This window comes from Acinetobacter sp. YH12097 (genome assembly GCF_013419225.1).
Classification (GTDB): domain Bacteria; phylum Pseudomonadota; class Gammaproteobacteria; order Pseudomonadales; family Moraxellaceae; genus Acinetobacter; species Acinetobacter amyesii.
Map to the genome: position 1 here is coordinate 1 of NZ_VPAN01000036.1, position 19,961 is coordinate 19,961.

15 protein-coding genes and 2 pseudogenes are annotated in these 19,961 nt (G+C 39.1%); 13 read left to right on the plus strand and 4 right to left on the minus strand.

The window, feature by feature from the left end; all coding sequences use genetic code 11:
* The 4 genes and pseudogenes from FTU37_RS13160 to FTU37_RS13175 form a co-directional block, all read left to right on the plus strand.
* A pseudogene (locus FTU37_RS13160) lies at positions 1-90 on the plus strand (IS5/IS1182 family transposase); the annotation flags it as partial.
* A 32-nt stretch (positions 91-122) separates the two neighbouring features.
* A pseudogene (locus tag FTU37_RS13165) lies at positions 123-551 on the plus strand (DUF2515 family protein); the annotation flags it as partial.
* Positions 535-1,434, plus strand: a complete 900-nt coding sequence (locus tag FTU37_RS13170; RefSeq protein WP_171525837.1) for a hypothetical protein — start codon at positions 535-537, stop codon at positions 1,432-1,434. The pseudogene FTU37_RS13165 and the gene FTU37_RS13170, both read left to right, overlap by 17 nt.
* Before the next feature lie 609 nt (positions 1,435-2,043).
* A complete protein-coding gene (locus FTU37_RS13175) occupies positions 2,044-3,570 on the plus strand; it encodes a fumarate hydratase (RefSeq protein ID WP_078189659.1) in 1,527 nt (508 codons plus the stop codon).
* 129 nt (positions 3,571-3,699) lie between these two features.
* Here the strand turns inward: FTU37_RS13175 and FTU37_RS13180 are convergent, their stop codons facing one another.
* The 4 genes from FTU37_RS13180 to tig all read right to left on the minus strand — a co-directional run bounded on the left by FTU37_RS13180 (position 3,700) and on the right by tig (position 8,048).
* A complete protein-coding gene (locus FTU37_RS13180) occupies positions 3,700-4,413 on the minus strand; it encodes a DUF2846 domain-containing protein (protein ID WP_180055647.1) in 714 nt (237 codons plus the stop codon).
* Between the two features lie 163 nt (positions 4,414-4,576).
* The gene (clpX, locus tag FTU37_RS13185) at positions 4,577-5,887 is read right to left on the minus strand and encodes an ATP-dependent protease ATP-binding subunit ClpX (RefSeq protein ID WP_180124482.1); all 1,311 of its coding nucleotides are present in this window, start codon (positions 5,885-5,887) and stop codon (positions 4,577-4,579) included.
* A gap of 29 nt (positions 5,888-5,916) precedes the next feature.
* A complete protein-coding gene (gene clpP, locus FTU37_RS13190; RefSeq protein ID WP_078189662.1) occupies positions 5,917-6,522 on the minus strand; it encodes an ATP-dependent Clp endopeptidase proteolytic subunit ClpP in 606 nt (201 codons plus the stop codon).
* A 194-nt stretch (positions 6,523-6,716) separates the two neighbouring features.
* Positions 6,717-8,048 carry a trigger factor gene (gene tig, locus FTU37_RS13195; RefSeq protein WP_168377866.1) on the minus strand — a complete coding sequence of 444 codons (1,332 nt, stop codon included), beginning with the start codon at positions 8,046-8,048 and terminating at the stop codon, positions 6,717-6,719.
* Positions 8,049-8,320: 272 nt separating this feature from the next.
* Between tig and FTU37_RS13200 the strand changes: the two genes are divergently transcribed.
* The 9 genes from FTU37_RS13200 (at position 8,321) to FTU37_RS13240 (ending at position 19,914) form a co-directional block, all read left to right on the plus strand.
* Positions 8,321-10,495, plus strand: a complete 2,175-nt coding sequence (locus tag FTU37_RS13200; protein ID WP_168377867.1) for a TonB-dependent receptor domain-containing protein — start codon at positions 8,321-8,323, stop codon at positions 10,493-10,495.
* A 313-nt stretch (positions 10,496-10,808) separates the two neighbouring features.
* Entirely contained in the window at positions 10,809-13,097 is a 2,289-nt protein-coding gene (locus FTU37_RS13205; RefSeq protein ID WP_168377868.1) for a catecholate siderophore receptor Fiu, read from the plus strand.
* Between the two features lie 97 nt (positions 13,098-13,194).
* Positions 13,195-13,878: a Fe2+-dependent dioxygenase gene (locus tag FTU37_RS13210; RefSeq protein ID WP_168377869.1), complete on the plus strand. Its 684-nt coding sequence runs from the start codon at positions 13,195-13,197 to the stop codon at positions 13,876-13,878.
* Positions 13,875-14,975: an alpha-hydroxy acid oxidase gene (locus FTU37_RS13215; protein ID WP_168377870.1), complete on the plus strand. Its 1,101-nt coding sequence runs from the start codon at positions 13,875-13,877 to the stop codon at positions 14,973-14,975. The genes FTU37_RS13210 and FTU37_RS13215 overlap by 4 nt, the downstream gene beginning before the upstream one ends.
* A gap of 263 nt (positions 14,976-15,238) precedes the next feature.
* Positions 15,239-16,936, plus strand: a complete 1,698-nt coding sequence (gene leuA / locus FTU37_RS13220; protein WP_111884051.1) for a 2-isopropylmalate synthase — start codon at positions 15,239-15,241, stop codon at positions 16,934-16,936.
* 104 nt (positions 16,937-17,040) lie between these two features.
* The gene (locus tag FTU37_RS13225; protein WP_168377871.1) at positions 17,041-18,201 is read left to right on the plus strand and encodes a homoserine O-acetyltransferase; all 1,161 of its coding nucleotides are present in this window, start codon (positions 17,041-17,043) and stop codon (positions 18,199-18,201) included.
* The gene (gene metW / locus FTU37_RS13230) at positions 18,201-18,794 is read left to right on the plus strand and encodes a methionine biosynthesis protein MetW (RefSeq protein ID WP_067763682.1); all 594 of its coding nucleotides are present in this window, start codon (positions 18,201-18,203) and stop codon (positions 18,792-18,794) included. The genes FTU37_RS13225 and metW overlap by 1 nt, the downstream gene beginning before the upstream one ends.
* Positions 18,791-19,381 carry a tetratricopeptide repeat protein gene (locus tag FTU37_RS13235; protein WP_078189669.1) on the plus strand — a complete coding sequence of 197 codons (591 nt, stop codon included), beginning with the start codon at positions 18,791-18,793 and terminating at the stop codon, positions 19,379-19,381. The genes metW and FTU37_RS13235 overlap by 4 nt, the downstream gene beginning before the upstream one ends.
* 92 nt (positions 19,382-19,473) lie before the next feature.
* The gene (locus FTU37_RS13240; protein ID WP_168377872.1) at positions 19,474-19,914 is read left to right on the plus strand and encodes a hypothetical protein; all 441 of its coding nucleotides are present in this window, start codon (positions 19,474-19,476) and stop codon (positions 19,912-19,914) included.
* The last annotated feature ends 47 nt before the right edge of the window (positions 19,915-19,961 follow it).

Consider the following 19,961-nt stretch of genomic DNA (forward strand, 5'->3'; position numbering starts at 1 on the left):
AGAGGAATTGCCACAAGATACGATAAGCTAAAACGTAACTATCAAAGCGCTGTTGCTTTAGCTTGTATATTTATATGGTTGCCTCTTTAGCTCAATTTATCGGCTGTAAATGTCAACACACCCTAGTATGGAAAGACTGGAAGGTACAAGCTCAAGCAACGGTGCAAAGCTTTACTCGCTTACCTGATAGTACCTTAGTCCTGTCGAGCGATTACTTCGTTGAAAGTGTTAAATCTGTTAGAAAATCGAAAAGTATTCTGCCGAGTTCTTATAATATCAAAAGCATGGAAAGAGAATATCAGGGGCGACACGCAGGTGTACTCGATAAGGTACCAGAAACAGTATACAGCGAACCATTAGCAAACACTAAAGTCGCCAATTATGATAGCCGTATGGAATGGATTAATAAAGCAGCAGAAAAATATCATCGTTTAATGCTCAATGATAAAGGAAGATACTTTTTAGAAGAAGAACTAAAAATTATTGCGAAATGGGGCGATAGCAAAGCTAATTTTACAGTTGGAAAGGATAGTAATGATGGAAAAATTTAATTACTTCATTGTTATTTTTATGGTGGGTTATCTCCTTTCAGCTTGTCAACCTAGTGCAAAAAATACAGAGAATAATGTCATGAATCAACAGCGTTTTAGTTTACATTTAGGCCAACAAGGATTTAAAGATTTTTCTCAACATAATCTTGGGCATCCCGATAGTCATCCATCTGGAGCAGGTTTTAGAGAGTTAGATTTTACACCGCCCAACTTAGGTCAGATTAAAGTTGAAAATGGTGAGAATAGCTTAGTGATAGATCATGTATTTTCAGTTCTAGGAACATCGTTTAATAATGAGGATGGAATACAAGGGCTTGATGTTAATGCAGGGCTAAACAAAGAAGAATTTGTACGTCCTGAACAAGCCCACCAAGCTTATGTTGACTTAATGAAACGTATAAATCAGGCCGAATGGAAAAATTATTTCTATCGTTTTTCTGCACGAATAGCAAAGGAAGATAATATTCGATATCTAATGAAATCAGGTGATGTCATTGACCCGACTTATATCTTTAATTATGAAGAATGGAAAAAAATAATCAATACAGTTGGAGGGAACTCTATTGGCTACCGATTATATGCCAATGGTATCCTTTTGGATCTGAGTATAAAACAAACTCAAAAAACTGAAGATGGTAAAGAACAATATATGGTTCGTTATGCTTTCAATACGATTCGTTATGATGAAAGAAATTCAATGGATGATTCAGAGAATAATATTGATACTTACAAAATGACCTCAAAAGAGTTAGAACAAGCATTTGCAAATGAGCTGATAAGAAATAAAAAATCAAGAGAAATTGATGAAAAAGAAGTTATAGTACAAGGCTACCGTATCGATGAAAATTATGAAGATCCTGATGTTTGGCAATATGTTAAATAATCAAATGTTGTCGCGTTTAGACTCAATTTTAAAGCACTTTTACACAAAATTGATCATTGAAACTAAAGATTTGAAGATTTGAAGATTTGAAGATTTGAAGATTTGAAGATTTGAAGATTTGAAGATTTGAAGATTTGAAGATTTGAAGAAGAATATTATTTTTATAAAATTTAAAGCAAAAAAAGAAGATAAAGCTTTAGGCTTGATCTTCTTGTTGACCGTAGAACCAAGTTGCTGCGATAAACAGAGAAAAACCAATAACTGACAACACTGGAGTAACCATATATTTCACACTCTAACTTTGATGACGTCATTATGTAAAAGTTTTATGACAGTTATATGACAAATATGAAATATCCAAAAATAATAAATATTATTTAATTTCATAATCTTAGAAACAAAAACAAATCTTCTCCTCTAGTTATGTGACAAATATTTCATGAAATATGACAGTGAAAACGTCATTTTCAGGCCATTTATGACAGCGAAACATGGCGCTGTTTAAGCCTATTAAACTTTCGGCCAAAGATTAAGCGAAATACCCACACAACTGTATTTTTGTCTTATAATTTAGCCCGCTAGCTATCAGCCCGCTCAAGAGATATTTGTATGACAACTATTATCAAGCAAGATGACTTGATCACATCGGTAAAAGATGCGCTTCAGTTCATTTCTTACTATCACCCACAGGACTTCATCCAAGCGATGAGCCGTGCGTATGACCGTGAAGAAAACAAAGCCGCAAAAGACGCGATTGCACAAATTTTAATTAACTCTCGTATGTGTGCAGAAGGCCATCGTCCTATCTGTCAAGATACGGGTATTGTGAACGTATTTCTTGAAGTGGGCTTAGACGTTAAATTTGATTTAACCATGAGCCTAGACGATGCAATTAACGAAGGTGTACGTCAAGGTTATCTTGAAAACTCAAACATTCTTCGTGCATCAGTATTAGCTGATCCTGCTTTTGGTCGTAAAAATACCAAAGACAACACCCCTGCTGTAATTCACTACAAACTCGTTCCGGGTAATAAAGTTGATATTACTGTTGCTGCTAAGGGTGGCGGTTCAGAAAACAAATCTAAACTTGCAATGCTTAACCCTTCTGACTCTATCGTAGATTGGGTACTTAAAACTGTTCCAACAATGGGTGCAGGTTGGTGTCCTCCTGGTATGCTCGGTATCGGTATTGGTGGTACTGCTGAAAAAGCCATGATGCTTGCAAAAGAAGCATTGATGGAAGAAATCAACATGGACGAATTACTTCGTCGTGGCCCACAAAACCAAATCGAAGAACTTCGTATCGAAATCTTCGAAAAAGTAAATGCTTTAGGTATTGGTGCTCAAGGTCTTGGCGGTTTAACGACTGTTCTTGATATCAAAATCAAAGACTACCCATGTCACGCTGCAGGTAAACCAGTGGGTATGATTCCTAACTGCGCTGCAACTCGTCATGCACATTTCCAATTAGACGGTTCAGGTGTAGCGCATATTCAAGCGCCTAGCCTTGAAGACTATCCTGCAGTAACTTGGGATTCATCAACGTCTAAACGTGTTGACTTAGATAACATCACTCAAGAAGAAATGAACTCTTGGCAACCAGGTGACACACTACTTCTTAACGGTACAATCTATACGGGTCGTGACGCTGCGCACAAACGTATGGTTGACATGTTAAACAAAGGTGAAGAACTTCCAGTTGACCTAAAAGGTAAATTTATTTACTACGTTGGCCCTGTTGATCCAGTCGGTGACGAAGTCGTTGGTCCTGCTGGCCCAACAACTGCAACACGTATGGATAAGTTCACACGTCAAGTGCTTGAAGCAACTGGTATGTTCGGTATGATTGGTAAAGCGGATCGTGGTCCTGCTGCTGTTGAAGCAATCAAAGACAACAAAGCAACTTACCTCATGGCTGTCGGTGGTGCTGCGTACTTAGTATCGAAAGCGATTCGTGAAGCTGAAGTTGTAGCATTTGCTGACTTAGGTATGGAAGCGATCTACAAATTTGTTGTAAAAGACATGCCTGTATCTGTAGCTGTTGACGTAAATGGTACTTCTGTTCACGCAACTGCACCAAAAATCTGGCAAGCAAAAATTGGTAAAATCCCAGTAGTTGATGCTGCTGCGAACTAATTTCGCCACATTCAAGATCTAAAAAAGCACCCCATCGGGTGCTTTTTTTAATGTCAATATTTAGGCTGTTTGTCGAATGACATTCGCTATTTAATATTTTCACACACTCAAAAACACGAGCTAATTACATTACCAAGTTAATGGATTCCACAGTTTAAAAGGCTTGGTCAACTGCACATCTTCCGCAGGATCATAATGAGGTGCCTTCAACTTCTGCGCACTTTTCCGCACTTTTCCAGTGTTTTGATCTTTTGCCACAAAGTTAAAACTGTTGGATTTCAACTCTGTAAATGCGATTTCATTTCGACCAATTTTTTCAGGCATGAGCAGCAATGGCCCTGAAACCGTTCTTTTACTGGATAAATTCTCTTCATCATATTTAATGAAGTAAGTTTGACCTGCTTCAACATCAAAGTCTAAATATTTAGGCTTTTGAAAATGATTCACCCCCAAAGGGCGACTCGATGATAAGCGGTAATTCCCCGCCGGTAACTCCACCCAGTAATAATGATTATTCAATAAACTTGGAATACGCTCACTGTTCAGAAATAAGCTACTAGCCACAATTTCTTGGCGGTTCCACTTACTGTCTGGACGATATAAATACACAATCGCTGCTTGGTCATGCTGAGCTTTTACTTCTTGAAAATGTCGGCCTTGTTTCTGATTGACCCAACCACCAATGGTAAACATACCCAATCGATATTGCTCAATATGACCCGGTGTACTTTCAGGATCCACAGGCTTTAATGTTGAAGCCAATGACGTTTGCTCAACGGCTGATTTTCCATGACAACCCAGCAGCGCTACACTGCTTAAAAGTAGAATTGCAACTCCACGCATGATTATCCCTCACTGCGTCTTTTTTTATTTTTACACTTTTGTTTTCAGTTTTTTACATTCAGGCATCCACGCCATCCTGCTGAGATTAACATTCTGCCTTTATTTTTGGAAATAAAAAACGTGTGCAAATCTTGGATTTACACACGTTTCAGACGAATAGCGCTTAAGCAGATTTAGAGTTTACAACTTTTAAATCTGACTTCGGTGCAGCTTCTTCAGTTTTCTTTGGTTGACGTTCTGATTTAAATTCAGGTTTCGCTTCACCATTAATCACTGCTTCATTGACAATAACCGTACCCACATCTGAACGACTTGGTAGGTCATACATCGTTTCAAGCAATGAATTTTCTAAAATCGAACGTAGACCACGTGCGCCCGTATTACGGTCAAGGGCTTTTTTAGCCACGGCACGTAATGCAGAGTCTTCAAATACGAGGTCAACATTTTCCATTTCAAATAAATATTGGTACTGACGGGTCAATGCATTTTTTGGTTCTGTCAGAATCTGCATCAATGCTTCTTCGTCCAGTTCTTCCAAGGTAGCAATCACAGGTAAACGACCAATAAATTCAGGAATCAGACCGAATTTAACCAAATCTGTCGCTTCAACTTGGCGGAATAAGTCAGATAATTTTTTAGTTTCATCTTTCTTACGTACTTCAGCCGTAAAGCCAATACCACCTTTTTCCTGACGCTGCTGTACGATTTTCTCTAGACCTGAGAATGCGCCACCACAGATAAACAGGATGTTTGAAGTATCAATTTGGATAAATTCTTGCTGCGGATGCTTACGACCACCTTGAGGCGGAATCGACGCAACCGTACCTTCGATCATTTTCAATAATGCTTGCTGAACACCTTCACCCGATACATCACGAGTAATAGATGGGTTTTCAGACTTACGGGTAATTTTGTCGATTTCATCGATATAGATAATGCCTTTTTGCGCTTTTTCTACATCGTAATCGGCTTTTTGAAGGAGTTTTTGAACAATGTTCTCAACGTCTTCACCCACATAACCGGCTTCAGTTAAAGTCGTTGCATCTGCCATCGCAAATGGCACATCTAAAAGACGCGCAAGTGTCTGAGCAAGCAGTGTTTTACCTGAACCTGTTGGTCCAACCAACATGATGTTACTTTTCGAAATCTCTACACCGTCTTCTGGTTTTTTACCACTGGTGCCAACTTTTAGGCGTTTATAGTGGTTGTATACCGCAACAGAGAGGGTCTTTTTCGCAACATCTTGCCCAATCACATATTGGTCAAGCGCAGCACGGATTTCATGCGGTTTTGGTAAAGGACGAGTTGCCCAGTCATTTGATTCAACTTGCTGACTGGTCTGAACTAGGTCAAGACATACGTCCACACACTCATTACAGATGTACGCGTCCTCACCTGCAATCAGTTTCCCGACTTCAGACTGCGTTTTACCGCAAAATGAACAATGCTTTTGTCCTTGAGGATGTTCGGACATATTCACTCCAATAATTAATTCTTTAAAACTTATGGACGTTTAGATAAAACTTCGTCCACAAGACCGTATTCTTTTGCAGCTTGTGCTGTCATAAAGTTGTCACGGTCAGTATCTCGAGCAACAGTATCGTAGTCTTGACCACTATGCTCTGCCATCAAACGGTTTAAACGTTCTTTAATGAATAGAATTTCACGTGCATGAATTTCAATGTCAGATGCCTGACCACGGAAACCACCAAGGGGTTGGTGAATCATGACACGGGCATTTTCAAGACAGTAACGTTTGCCTTTAGCGCCAGCATTGAGCAGGAATGCACCCATCGATGCTGCTTGACCCATACAATAAGTCACAACATCAGGTTTAATGAATTGCATGGTATCGTAAATCGCCATACCTGCAGTAACCGAACCGCCTGGTGAGTTGATATATAAATGAATATCTTTATCTGGGTTTTCTGCTTCTAAGAACAACATTTGGGCAACGATCAAATTTGCCATGTTGTCTTCAACTTCACCGGTTAAAAAAATCACACGTTCACGCAAAAGGCGTGAGTAAATATCAAAAGAACGCTCGCCACGAGATGACTGTTCTACCACCATTGGCACTAGTGCGTTTTCAATTGTTGGAACATACATACGTTATTTATTCCTAAATTTTTCTGACTCAACCCATAATTCACAATATGAGGGATATTTGTCGAAATTGCAAAAGATTCCCAATTAAATAACAGATATTTTTTTCATAAGCATTGTGAAATCAGGACAACTTATTTTGGGGCAAATTTCGATAAAAAAAGGCGCTTAACGCGCCTTTTTTTGAAAGCTAGAAATTAGCCTTGTTGACGAGCTTGTTGCTCTTTCAATAAGTCTTCATAGCTCACAGATGTATCCGTTACTTTAGCAGAAGCTAAGATGTGATCTACAACTTGGTCTTCAAGAATAACAGCTTCGATTTGAGCACGTTGCTGTTTATCGTTGTTGAAGTATTCAATCACTTCTTTAGGATCTTCGTAAGAAGAAGCCATGTCTTCGATGTAAGCATCAACACGTGCAGCATCAACTTCAAGTTTAGCTTCAGCCAGTACTTTGCTTACCAATACGCCAAGTTTAACTGATTTTTCAGCTTGCTCTTTGAATAGGTCATCTGGAAGCATGCTTGAATCAAACGCTTTAGCGCCTTGAGCACCAAACTGTTGAGTGAATTGTTGGATCATTTGTTGACGTTGACGGTCAATTTCTTGAGCAACCATTGCTTCTGGAAGTTCTACTTCGTTTGCAGCTACAAGTGCATCAAAAGTTGCACCTTTCACTTGGTTACGAAGACCGTTTTTCACTTCACGTTCCATGTTTTTACGCACGTCAGCTTTCAGTTTTTCAACGCCTTCTTCTTCAGTTAGACCGAAGATTTTTAAGAATTCAGCATCAACTTCTGGAAGTTTTTGTTTTTCAACAAGCTTAACAGTGATTTTGAACTGAGCAGCTTTACCAGCAAGGTTTTCAGCTTGGTAGTCTTCAGGGAAAGTTACATCGATAACTTTCTCTTCGCCTTTCTTCATACCAACGATGCCGTCTTCGAAGCCAGGGATCATACGACCAGAACCAAGTACGAGTTTAAAGTCTTCAGCAGCGCCGCCTTCAAACTTCTCGCCATCAACAGTACCTTCAAAGTCGAAAGTTACTTGCATGTCTTTTTTAGCCATGCCTTTAGTTTCAGCCCATGAAGCACGTTGTTTTTGAAGATTTTCAATCATCTTCTCAACGTCTTTGTCGTCAACTGAAGTTGCTTTACGTTCAACTTCTAGGCCTTCGAACTTAACTTCAACTTCTGGATAAACTTCTACAGTTGCTTCATAAACTAAAGCATCATCTTTCATTTCAGTTTTTTCAATGTTTGGCATACCAACAGCATTGATTTTTTCTTGTTGGATCGCTTCGAATACTGTGTCACGAATGATGTCGTTTACAACTTCTTGATAGATACCAGCACCGTATTCACGACGAACAACGTTTACAGGTACTTTACCTGGACGGAAGCCGTTGATCTTCACAGTTTTGGCAGTGCGTTTCAAGCGAGCTTCAAACTGCTCGTTAATACGGCTCGTCGGTACAGATACATTTAAACGACGGGCAACGCCCGAAACCGCTTCAGAAGTTACTTGCATGGCTTCCTCGATAATTTGTTAGTTAAAACAGTTTTAAAAAAAAGTGCCACATTATATGACAACAATTAAAGATATACAAAAATGGATTATAACACTATAAATTCAGGCATGGATGCCCTTCTTATTTTTAGAATTTTTCAGCTTTTTTCGAAGAAATATTGATTATTTTTTAATTCACCATTGAAAATGAGAAACTTTCTCACTATTATTCTTAATGATATTTTTTTAATTTATTTTCATATATTTATCTTGTCCATATTTGGTATTCTTTTATGAGTAAATTTAATCTCAACCCTCTTTCCGCTGCTTTATTTGGGACAATTGTAACTACTACGAGTTTCGCACATGCTGAAACGACTGAATCTCAAGCTCAACAGATGGAAACGATTGTTGTTTCTGCAGCGGGCTTTGAACAAAAGATCAAGAATGCTCCTGCTTCAATCAGTGTTGTTACAAAAGCAGACATAGAAAAGAAAAATGCTTCTAGCATTGCAGATTTACTAGCTGACATTCCGGGCATTGATATTCGTGACGGTATTGGTAAAACATCCGGCTTAAACGTAAAAATGCGTGGTCTAGGTAATGACTATAGTTTGGTTTTAATTGATGGACGTCGCCAAACAACATCTTCTGACGTAACTCCAAATGGTTTCGGTGAATCATCAAATGGTTACTTACCACCCCTTGCTGCAATTGAGCGTATTGAGGTCATTCGTGGTCCTATGGCTACTCGCTATGGCTCAGAAGCAATGGGTGGTGTAATCAACATTATTACTAAAAAAGTGTCTGATACATGGACTGGTAATGTTACTGTGAGTGGTAACCTCATGGAACATAATGGGGAAGCTGACTCAGCAAAAACCAGTTTTGTTTTAAATGGCCCTCTTATAAGCGAACGATTAGGGATGCAGCTACGCGGTTCTTATTTAGACCGTCAAAAATCTGAACGTATTCCAGGTACATCTGGCCGTGACCCACGCCCAAGTGAAGCAGATAATTTTGATTTTGGTGGTAAATTATCCTTTAACTTAGATGATAAAAATAGTTTCTGGTTAGATGGCTTCCATTCAAGTCAAAACTATAAAAATGATGATAATCGACTGGGCACTCAAGACACACCGAGCCGTGCTAATGGTTATAAAGACGAACTAGAATTTAACCGTGATCAAATTTCTGCTGGACATGAGGGTAACTATAATTTTGGTAAATGGTCATCTTACGTAAGCCATACAACTACTGAAACCGTAGGCCGTACTATTCCACGAAACACATTCCCATTAAATGCATTTGCAGGTACAGATCGTACATTAGAAAACACTGACTTTGTTGCTGATACACATATCGTCATGCCTATTGCAGATCATAAAATCACAGTAGGTGCCGAATATAAAGAAGCAGAAATTGCTGACGATATTGCGGGCGTGGGTTCAAAATTCAAAAAAGACTCATTATCTTTCTACGCTGAAGATGAATGGCGCCTTTTAGATTCAGTTGCTTTAACTTTAGGTGGACGTTATGAAGATCATTCAGGTTTTGGTGGTCACTTCAGCCCACGAGCATATTTAGTTTGGAATACTAATGAAAATCTAACACTGAAAGGTGGTGTAAGTACGGGTTACAAAGCACCTTCTGCAAAAGCATTACACAATGGCGTGATTAGTGTTAGTGGTCAAGGTGCAACTTTTGGTGTCGGCTCTCCTAATCTTAAACCTGAAGAATCCACCAACTATGAATTAGGCTTTAATTATAACAAAGGTAGCTTTGACTTAACCACAACGGCATTCTTTAATAAAATTGAAGATCTGATAACTGATGGAGCTGACCTTTGGAACTGTTACTCTGAAACAAATCCAAACCAAGCAGGTTGTGTCAGCTATGGTTCCCATATTACTCAAGATAGTTTTTCACAAAGTATTAATGCCAATGAAGCAGAAACTAAGGGCGTTGAAGTTAGCTTGAAATACAGCATTATCCCTGAATGGGATATTAAAGCTGCATATACCTATATGGAAAGTGAGATCACAAAAGGTGAAAATAAAGGCTCGTACCTAAATAACGTACCCAAAAATGCTTTTAATATGACATCTACTTGGCATATTAATCCTTCACTCGATGTTTGGTTACAGCATGAGTATAAATCTGATCGTAAACGTTATAGTACAGTCCAAACTGCTGGTGATGCTGGCATCATTTATGCTGCAACAGGTAATAAGTTGAAGGGGTATAATTTATTTAACCTCGGTACAAGTTATAACCTTAACGACAATATTCGTATTAATGGTTCTGTAAATAACTTATTAGATAAAGACTTCACAAGCAATGGAACTTATATCAATAGCCAAAATGTAGAGGCATCGTACTATGACTACATGACTATAGGTTCTTCAATGGCTGGAACTTACTTAGCTGGTCGTAACTACTGGTTATCCATTTCTTATGATTTCTAACTTTTAGTACTTATAAAAGACAAAACTAAAAAACCTGCTTCGGCAGGTTTTTTTGCATTAACAATTACGATTTATGCTTATTTAATTCACAATCATGTCTATATTTATAATCTCAATTAAACATAAAAAAACAATATATTTTATCAATATTAAATAAAAACATAGTCTTAATTAAGACTTGTTATATCATTACATTAAATACGACTATCACAATATGATTATTTATCGTGATTTACAATTACACAAACATGTAAGAACAAATAAGAATCATTATTATTCGCATACAAATTCACTATTCCAAATCGGGTTCGAAATGGCCTTCATTAAAACACGTAAGAAAATTGTTTCTTCAGCGATAGCTTCATCACTTTCAATCATTGCAGGCAATGTAATGGCTGAAGAAAAAGCAGTCCAACTTGAGACGATTAATCAAACTGTAAACAAAGAGAACTATAAAGTAGAAAAAGCGTCATCAGATAAGTTTACGCAATCTCAACTAAATACGACTCAGACTATGGCCATTATCCCTGAGAAAGTATTAAAAGAACAAAATGCAACGACCCTAACAGAAGCACTTCGAAACGTTCCTGGTGTCGGCACATTCTCCCTAGGTGAAAACGGACGAATGAATACTGGTGATGCTGTTACCATGCGTGGATTTGATACAGCAAATAGTATCTTCATCGATGGAGTACGTGACTTGGGTAACGTTACTCGAGACATGTTTAATTACGAACAAATTGAAGTATTTAAAGGCCCTGCTGGTACAGATAATGGTCGTACAGCTGCCTCAGGTTCAATTAATTTATCAACAAAAGAAGCAAAACTTCAAGACGCTAACAATGCAACTCTTGGTTTCGGCTCAGATGAATATTACCGAGCGACTGCTGATATCAATAAAGCAATAAACGATACAACGGCCATCCGTTTTAATGCTATGGGTGAAAACTCAGACGGTATTGGTCGTGACGGTGTTGAAAATGAAAAATGGGCTGCTGCACTTTCAGCAGGCTTTGGTTTAGGCACAGATCTTCGCTTTTTCTTAGACTATCTACATATTGAACAAGACAATGTCTTGGATGGTGGTATCCCAACTGTAGGTTTACCAGGGTTTGATGCAAATAAAAGTACGAATGCAAGTATTAAAAGTCTTGCGCCATATCTAAATAGCCATAAAGTTGATACTTCAAATTATTATGGTGCACCTGAAGATTTTGATGATGTCACTGCGGACATGGCAACTGCTCGTTTAGAGTATGATTTATCAGAAAATACGAAAATCAAAAATACTTCTCGTTGGGGCAAAACAGAGCATCAATATTTAACGACATTCTCAGGTAATGCCTTCACTACAACGTCAACTGACCTGAATGATCCTACTGCGATGCGCGTTTCAGGCAGTGCAAATAATAGTGATACTGAAAATGAAATTATAACTAACCAAACTAGCTTGGTTACAAGTTTCAATACAGGTCGCTTAAAACATGATGTCAGTACAGGGGTTGAATTTACACGTGAAGAAATGAAAACACGTGGTTGGACTGCTACGGTTACCGGTACAAGTTCATTGTATAACCCACAAGGCACTGTACATACCGCTTTAGTCAGAAATACCAATGGTAATGGTGATTCTGAAGCTCAAATGGATACCTACTCTATTTTTGCCTTCGATACTATTGAAATTTCACCACAATTTTCTGTGAATGGTGGCGTTCGTCTAGATCGTTATAAACTTGATGCCGATACATTTGTGAATACGGCTGCTTCAGGTCAACAGGCAAATTATGTTGCACAAAGCTTTAAAGATGACGGCAACCTATTCAACTGGAAAGTTGGGGCACTATATAAACCAACTGAAAACGGTAGCTTGTATGCTAACTACGCCATCCAACAACAAGCACCGGGTACTATTACAGGTGGTGACGGTATTGGTAATGCCAATGCATTTGCCCCATCTGGTTCAGCGAGCAGCAATAACAACTTAGATCTTGATCCTCAAGAAATTGAAACCATTGAAGTTGGTGCTAAATGGGAATTTTTTGACAACCGTTTACTCTTAACAGGTGCACTTTTCCAAACTGAACTCACAAATGAGTTGGAAAAAGATGGTGAAGAATACTACCAAACTGGTGAAAAATCAGTTAAAGGTGTTGAACTTGGCGTGATTGGTAACTTAAATGACAATTGGCAAGTTATTGCTGGTTATACACATCAAAAAACAGACATTAAAAATGTAACCCAAGCTGCGAGTAACCAGCAAGTTTCAGCAGATGGTTCAAGTAATATGCCATTTACGCCTTCTGATGCATTCACATTGTGGACGACCTACAATATGGATAAATGGAGCATTGGTAGCGGCGCGCGTTACAATGGTGAAATGACTAAAAACAAAGATGGCAATCAGGTCGGTCCTGCTGTCATCCCTGACTACTGGGTATTTGACTCAATGGTTAGTTACCAAGCAACACCAAATGTAGGGATTCAATTCAACATCAACAATTTATTTGATGAAGACTACATTAACAGCATCAACCGTGGTGGATTACGTTACATCGCAGGTGCTGAACGTAACTATCGCTTAACATTTAATTTTAAGTTCTAAATTAAATATTCTAAAAAAAGCCTTAATCTTGTATTAAGGCTTTTTTATTTATGCTTATCTTATGTAGATTTGATTAAAATTAGATTAAGGTTAAATTATGCTTCTTCATGTCCCTCATGTCCTTTCAAAGCAACACGTTCAAAGCATCAGACAAGCGATGAACCAAGATAATCAGTGGGTTTCAGGAAAAAGTTCGGCCGGAGCACAAGCTCAAAACATCAAAAAAAATTTACAAATCAATTCAAACAGTCAGCTCTATCAGCAGTTAAGTCAGCAAGTATTACCGCAAATTAAAGAAAGTCTGCTCATTCAATCTTTTGCATTACCTAAAGAAATCTTGCCTCCGCTTTTCAATTGCTACCAAGATACCGGTCACTACGGTAATCATGTCGATAATGCAATCCATTACTATCATGAAAAAAATATAACTGTGCGTACAGATGTCTCAATGACCATTTTTTTATCAGAACCCGATGAATATGAAGGTGGTGAACTGATCATTGAGGATACTTATGGTGAACACGAAGTAAAGTTAGATGCTGGAGATGCAATTGTTTATCCCGCGACTAGTCTACATCGTGTTGAACCTGTGACTTCAGGTTCCCGTATTGCAGCATGCACTTGGGTACAAAGTATGGTCAAAGATGATTGGCAGAGAAGCATGCTTTTTAATTTAGATCAGACCATTATGCAATTACGACAAAATTTAGGCGATAGCAAAGAAATATTACAACTGACGAATCACTACCATAATCTTTTACGTCAATGGGCAGTTCTATGAGTCAACATTCTCCATTGCAACCACTGACTCAGATTCCTGCTCATTTACAAACCATTGCCGATTACGAAAAACAGGCTGAACTGCACCTGTCACACATGGTGTGGCAATACCTACAAGGTGGTTCTATGGATGAACACAGTGTACGTGGCAATTTGTCTCAGTTTGAACAGATACAACTTCTACCACGTATGCTCAGAGATCTGACCCAAGGTCATACCCAAATTGAGATATTAGGACAGCGCTTTCCGCACCCTATTTTTGTTGCTCCGATCGGACATCAACAACAATTTCATCCTGATGCTGAAGCTGCAACAGCCCTCGCCGCCGAAGTCCTTGGCAGCAATATGATCCTCAGTACGTTTACCAATACAGATATGCGTGAGTTAAAGCAGGACAATCCATTCAAATGGTTCCAATTGTATTGGCAAGGTGAGCGCGAAAAGTCATTATCACTGGTCAAGATGGCAGAAGCACATGGTTTTAAAGCGATTGTGGTGACCGTTGATTCTCCACATTCAGGAATTCGCGATAGAGAGAGACATGCGTTTTTTGAACTTCCTAAGCATGAACCGCAGCCTCATCATTTTGTTTCACAACCTAAAACCAATCAAAGTGAACATCCATTATTTCAAGGTCTGATGAAAATCGCACCGACATGGGCGGATATCCTTTGGCTGAGTCAAAAAACCTCATTACCAATTATTTTAAAGGGCATTGTTAGTCCACATGATGCTGAACTTGCCCTGCAACACGGTGTACAAGGCATTATTGTGTCGAATCATGGTGGGCGCGTACTGGACGGTTGCATTTCCCCTCTCACCGCCTTAGAACTGATTAAAAAAGTTGTGCCTCTGGATTTCCCAGTTTTATATGATGGTGGTATTCGTCGTGGTTCAGATGTGTTTAAAGCGATAGCCTTGGGTGCATCTGCCGTATTAGTCGGCCGTCCCTGCATTTATGGTTTAGCTACAGCGGGCGCTTTAGGTGTTGCCCATGTACTCAAAATACTGAAAGAAGAATTTGAGATTACGATGGCATTGATGGGAACAGCCACCGTCGATGAGATCAATAAAGATTATATTTTTCAAAAAAGCTAATTTTATAGAAAAATATTTTCCAGTAATGGCATCTTGACGCAAAAATAGGAAATTATTTCCGGAATATATGGACTAATATTTAGTTATACATTTACGAGCTTACGGTAAAGCTAAGTCATGTGAATCTTTACGGATTTATTTCGACTTTCGACTAAAGACTCCGAAATTAAACTTGTAAATTGCTAGAATAGACACAATCTATATAAGTAGTACCTTGCCGTTTATCCACGACATTTATCCACGGTGCTATAAGGAGTTTTCACATGATGTTGGCAGATCCAAGCAAAAAATACCGTCGCATGTACCAACGTGTAGACTTACCAGACCGTCAATGGCCAAATAACGAAATCAATAAAGCGCCGATCTGGATGAGTACCGACCTTCGTGACGGTAACCAAGCGATCTTCGAGCCAATGAACATTGAACAAAAGTTCAAAATGTTCCAAATGCTTGTGAAAATTGGTTTCAAACACATTGAAATCGGCTTCCCTTCTGCATCACAAATCGACTTTGATTTCACCCGTTTGTTGATCGAAGGCGGCCATATTCCCGATGATGTGTACATCGAAGTTTTGGTTCAAGCACGTGATCATTTGATTCAACGTACATTTGAATCATTACAAGGGGCAAAACGTGCCATCGTGCATATCTACAACTCAAACTCGCCAACATTCCGCAATAAAGTGTTGAATGTTGATGTTGCTGGTGCAAAACAATTAGCGATTAATGCCGCAACGAAAGTCAAAGAATACGCTGCAAAACAGCCTGAAACTGAATTTGTATTCCAATACAGTCCAGAGTGTTTTACTGCAACAGAATTAGAAGTCGCTAAAGATGTCTGTGATGCGGTCACTGAAATTTGGGAAGCATCTCCAGAGAACAAAGTGATTTTAAACTTGCCTGCAACGGTTGAAGTTTCAGGTCCGAACGTCTATGCAGACCAAGTGGAATGGATGCACCGTAACATTCAACGCCGTGACGGTGTGATTATTTCTGTGCACTGTCATAACGACCGTGGCTGTGGTATTGCCGCTTCTGAGTTGGCGATTATGGCTGGTGCTGACCGTGTCGAAGGTTGTGTGTTTGGTAACGGTGAACGTACAGGTAACGTGGACGTTGCAGCGATTGCATTGAACATGTATACCCAAGGTGTTGCGCCAAACTTAGATTTCTCAAACATTAACGAAATCATTTCAATCATTGAAGAATGCACAGGCTTGCCGGTACACCCTCGTCATCCGTATGCTGGTGATTTGGTCTTTACCGCGTTCTCTGGTTCACACCAAGATGCCATTAAAAAAGGTTTCGAGTTCCAAAAGAACGAAGAAATGTGGGATATGCCTTATTTGCCAATCGACCCGAAAGACTTGGGCCGCGACTATGATGCCGTGATTCGTGTCAACTCACAGTCTGGTAAAGGCGGTATTGCGTACTTGTTAGAATCAAATTACAACGTGGTTTTGCCTCGTCGTATTCAAATTGAGTTCTCGCAAATCGTACAGCAAAAAACAGATGAAGACGGTACTGAGATTTCTGCGCAAGCGATCTGGTCATTGTTTAAAGACACTTATGTGGCTGCCAAAGATACGCATTATGCGGCGAAAAACTACCGCTTACATGATGAAAATGGCAAACAAGTCATTGAGCTTGATGTCGAAGTGAACGGTGAGATTCAGCAATTACGTGGTGAAGGCAACGGCCCAATCTCTGCTATCTTAAATGCCTTGCAGTTACCGATTGATGTCTTGAACTATGAAGAACGTAGCATCAGTTCAGGCGCGCATGCCAAAGCATTAGCTTTAATTGAACTTCAAGTGAAAGGTACAGGTAAGTCTGCATTCGGTGCAGGTGTACATGATAATATCGTGACTGCATCGATTGAAGCGATTATTGCTAGCACGAACCGTTTAATTGAACAAGGTGTTTTAAGTACTGAACAAGTGATTGCTGCTGCAGTCTAATTCAATGCTATAAATATCAAATAGCAATAAAATGACTTTAGAAGGATACCCTCAAGTGGTATCCTTTTATTATTCATACTAAAGATTTAAGGCGAATTATTCCTGTGTCTTTTCCAGCTGACTCAGTGGGCTTAGTTACCCCACAAAAGTTTATTTTTGAAGAGCCGTTAGAGCTCGAATGCGATCGCATACTCCCACGTTTTGAGCTCATGGTTGAAACTTATGGCGAACTGAATGCAGACAAATCTAATGCAATTTTGATTTGTCATGCACTGTCAGGCCATCATCATGCAGCAGGTTATCATCATGAAGATGACCGTAAACCGGGTTGGTGGGACGCATGTATTGGACCAGGTAAAGCCATTGATACGTCAAAATTCTTTGTCGTAGCACTAAATAATATCGGCGGCTGTAGCGGTTCTACTGGACCGACCTCTCCAAATCCTGAAAATGACAATCGCCCTTATGGTCCTGATTTTCCATTAGTGACTGTCCGTGACTGGGTCAAAACCCAAGCCATGTTGTCTGATCGTTTAGAGATTCAGCAGTGGTATGCGGTGATTGGCGGCTCTTTAGGTGGTATGCAAGCTTTACAATGGTCTGTGGACTATCCAGATCGTTTACAAAAGTGCGTGATTATTGCCAGCACACCAAAACTGTCTGCGCAAAACATTGCCTTTAACGAAGTGGCGCGTCAGTCTATTTTGTCTGACCCAGATTTTCATGATGGTCGTTATTTAGAAAATGATAGTTATCCTAAGCGTGGTTTGATCTTGGCCCGTATGGTGGGTCATATCACTTACCTCTCTGAAGAAGCCATGAAACAAAAATTTGGCCGTGACTTAAAGTCAGGTAAATTTATGTATGGCTTTGACGTCGAATTCCAAGTCGAAAGTTATTTGCGTTATCAAGGTGAGCAATTTAGCCGTAACTTTGATGCCAATACCTATTTGATCATGACCAAGGCTTTAGATTATTTCGATCCATCACGTGAATATGAGCAATCATTAAAAACCGCGATGTCTAAAACCAAGTGTCAATTTTTAGTTGTTTCATTTACAACGGACTGGCGTTTTACCCCTGCTCGTTCGCAAGAAATTGTAGATGCATTAATTAGTAATCATAAGCCTGTGAGCTATGTGGATATTGATGCTGAACAAGGTCATGACTCTTTCTTGTTCCCGATTCCGTTATATGTGAAAAGCTTACGTGCATTCCTAGGCGGTGTAAAACACCTGCAAGAAACACCGAAGGAGACCAACTAATGCGTATTGATCATCAACTGGCTGAACGTTGGATTAAACCAGATTCAAGCGTACTCGATTTAGGGTGTGGTGACGGTGAACTGCTTGCACATATGAGCAAAAAGCACAATATTCGTGCATATGGCTTAGAAATTGATCAAGAAAAGATTGCAATTGCGGTCAGTCGCGGGTTAAATATCATCCAACAGGACTTGAACTTAGGTTTAAGTCGCTTTGCCGACCAGTCTTTTGACTATGTGGTTATGGCACAAGCCTTGCAAGCTGTAGATGCACCAGACGTTCTTTTAAGAGACATGGTGCGTGTGGGGAAACAGGCCATTATCACCTTTCCAAACTTTGCACATTGGAAGACTCGTTCTTTCCTTGCATTAAAAGGAATGATGCCTGTTTCAGACGCGTTACCCTATATGTGGTATAACACGCCCAATATTCATTTATGTACTTTCCGTGATTTTGAAGCGCTGTGTGCTGAAAATAACATCCGGATTATTAACCGACTTGCCGTTAATGGGGATCAACAAGATAGTTTACTGAGTAAACGTCTCCCAAATCTATTTGGTGAAGTCGCAATTTATCGAGTGAGCGCTCTATGAAAAAATTATTATTAAGCACGACGCTACTGATTGGACTTTTTAGCATACAAGCCCATGCGGATTATGTTGCTCCATCATCTTCAGTTTCTAGCCAAGCTGCACAATATTCAATTATGGATATTCACAGCTTAAGTAAAGCTGCTAAAGCAGGTCAGCCTGGTGCTCAGTTTTACTTAGGCACTAAATATCAACAAGGTAAAGACGTTGCAAAAGATGAACGTCAAGCTTTTGCATGGTACAAAGCTGCTGCCGATCAAGGTTTATCTGCAGCTCAGCTCAATGTGGGTCGTATGCTCGCTGATGGCATTGGGACTAAAAAAGATGAAGCGCTTGCTCGTCAATATTTCGAAAAAGCAGCCAGCCGTGGTGATAACCGCGCAAGCTTTAACTTAGCCATGATGGAAGAGCAAAAGAAAAACTACATGGGTGCATACCAATGGTATGAGCTTTCTACCCGTGATGGCATGCTCGACAACAAAGTGATTAGCTTGTCTGAAGGCAAAAAAACCGCTTTAGCAGCGAACTTAAGCCAAGACCAAATCCGTCAAGCACGTGACCGTGCGGACAAATGGATTCAAGCACAATAAGTTTTTGAATCTTAAAAAGCACCTTCGGGTGCTTTTTTATTAAATATATACTTCTAAAACAACCCATATTTTTAAAATTATAAGGGCAATACATGAAAATAAATTTTGAAGTCATTCAATATTCAAGTGGATATTATTCTGGATTAAACATACAGATTATTCCTTTTAACCTTGATCAAAATCCAAACTTGCAAAACTCTATCGTTATTGATGAACTCGCTTTTTCACTTATCGAAAAATTCTTCTTTGAACATGAAAGCCCTTGGTCACACTGGGGACCAACTTATGTTTATCCTGAAAAAATCACTACAATTATTGAAAGGCTGAATCATTATAAAAACTATCTAAATGAAAAAAAAATTTTAACTTATAAAGATAATGTTCAGCTTCTCTTTAAAAAAGAAACAAAAAATTTTAGGAAGAAATTCCCTAAATATAAAACTAAAGTAATCACTATGATTAACCAAGTCATTGGATTTTTAAAAAACATTCAAATCAACAAAATTGATGGTATTACAGTAATAGGAGTCTAAAGCACATTTAACTTCAACCAGATACGTTAAATCCGTTAAAATACTTT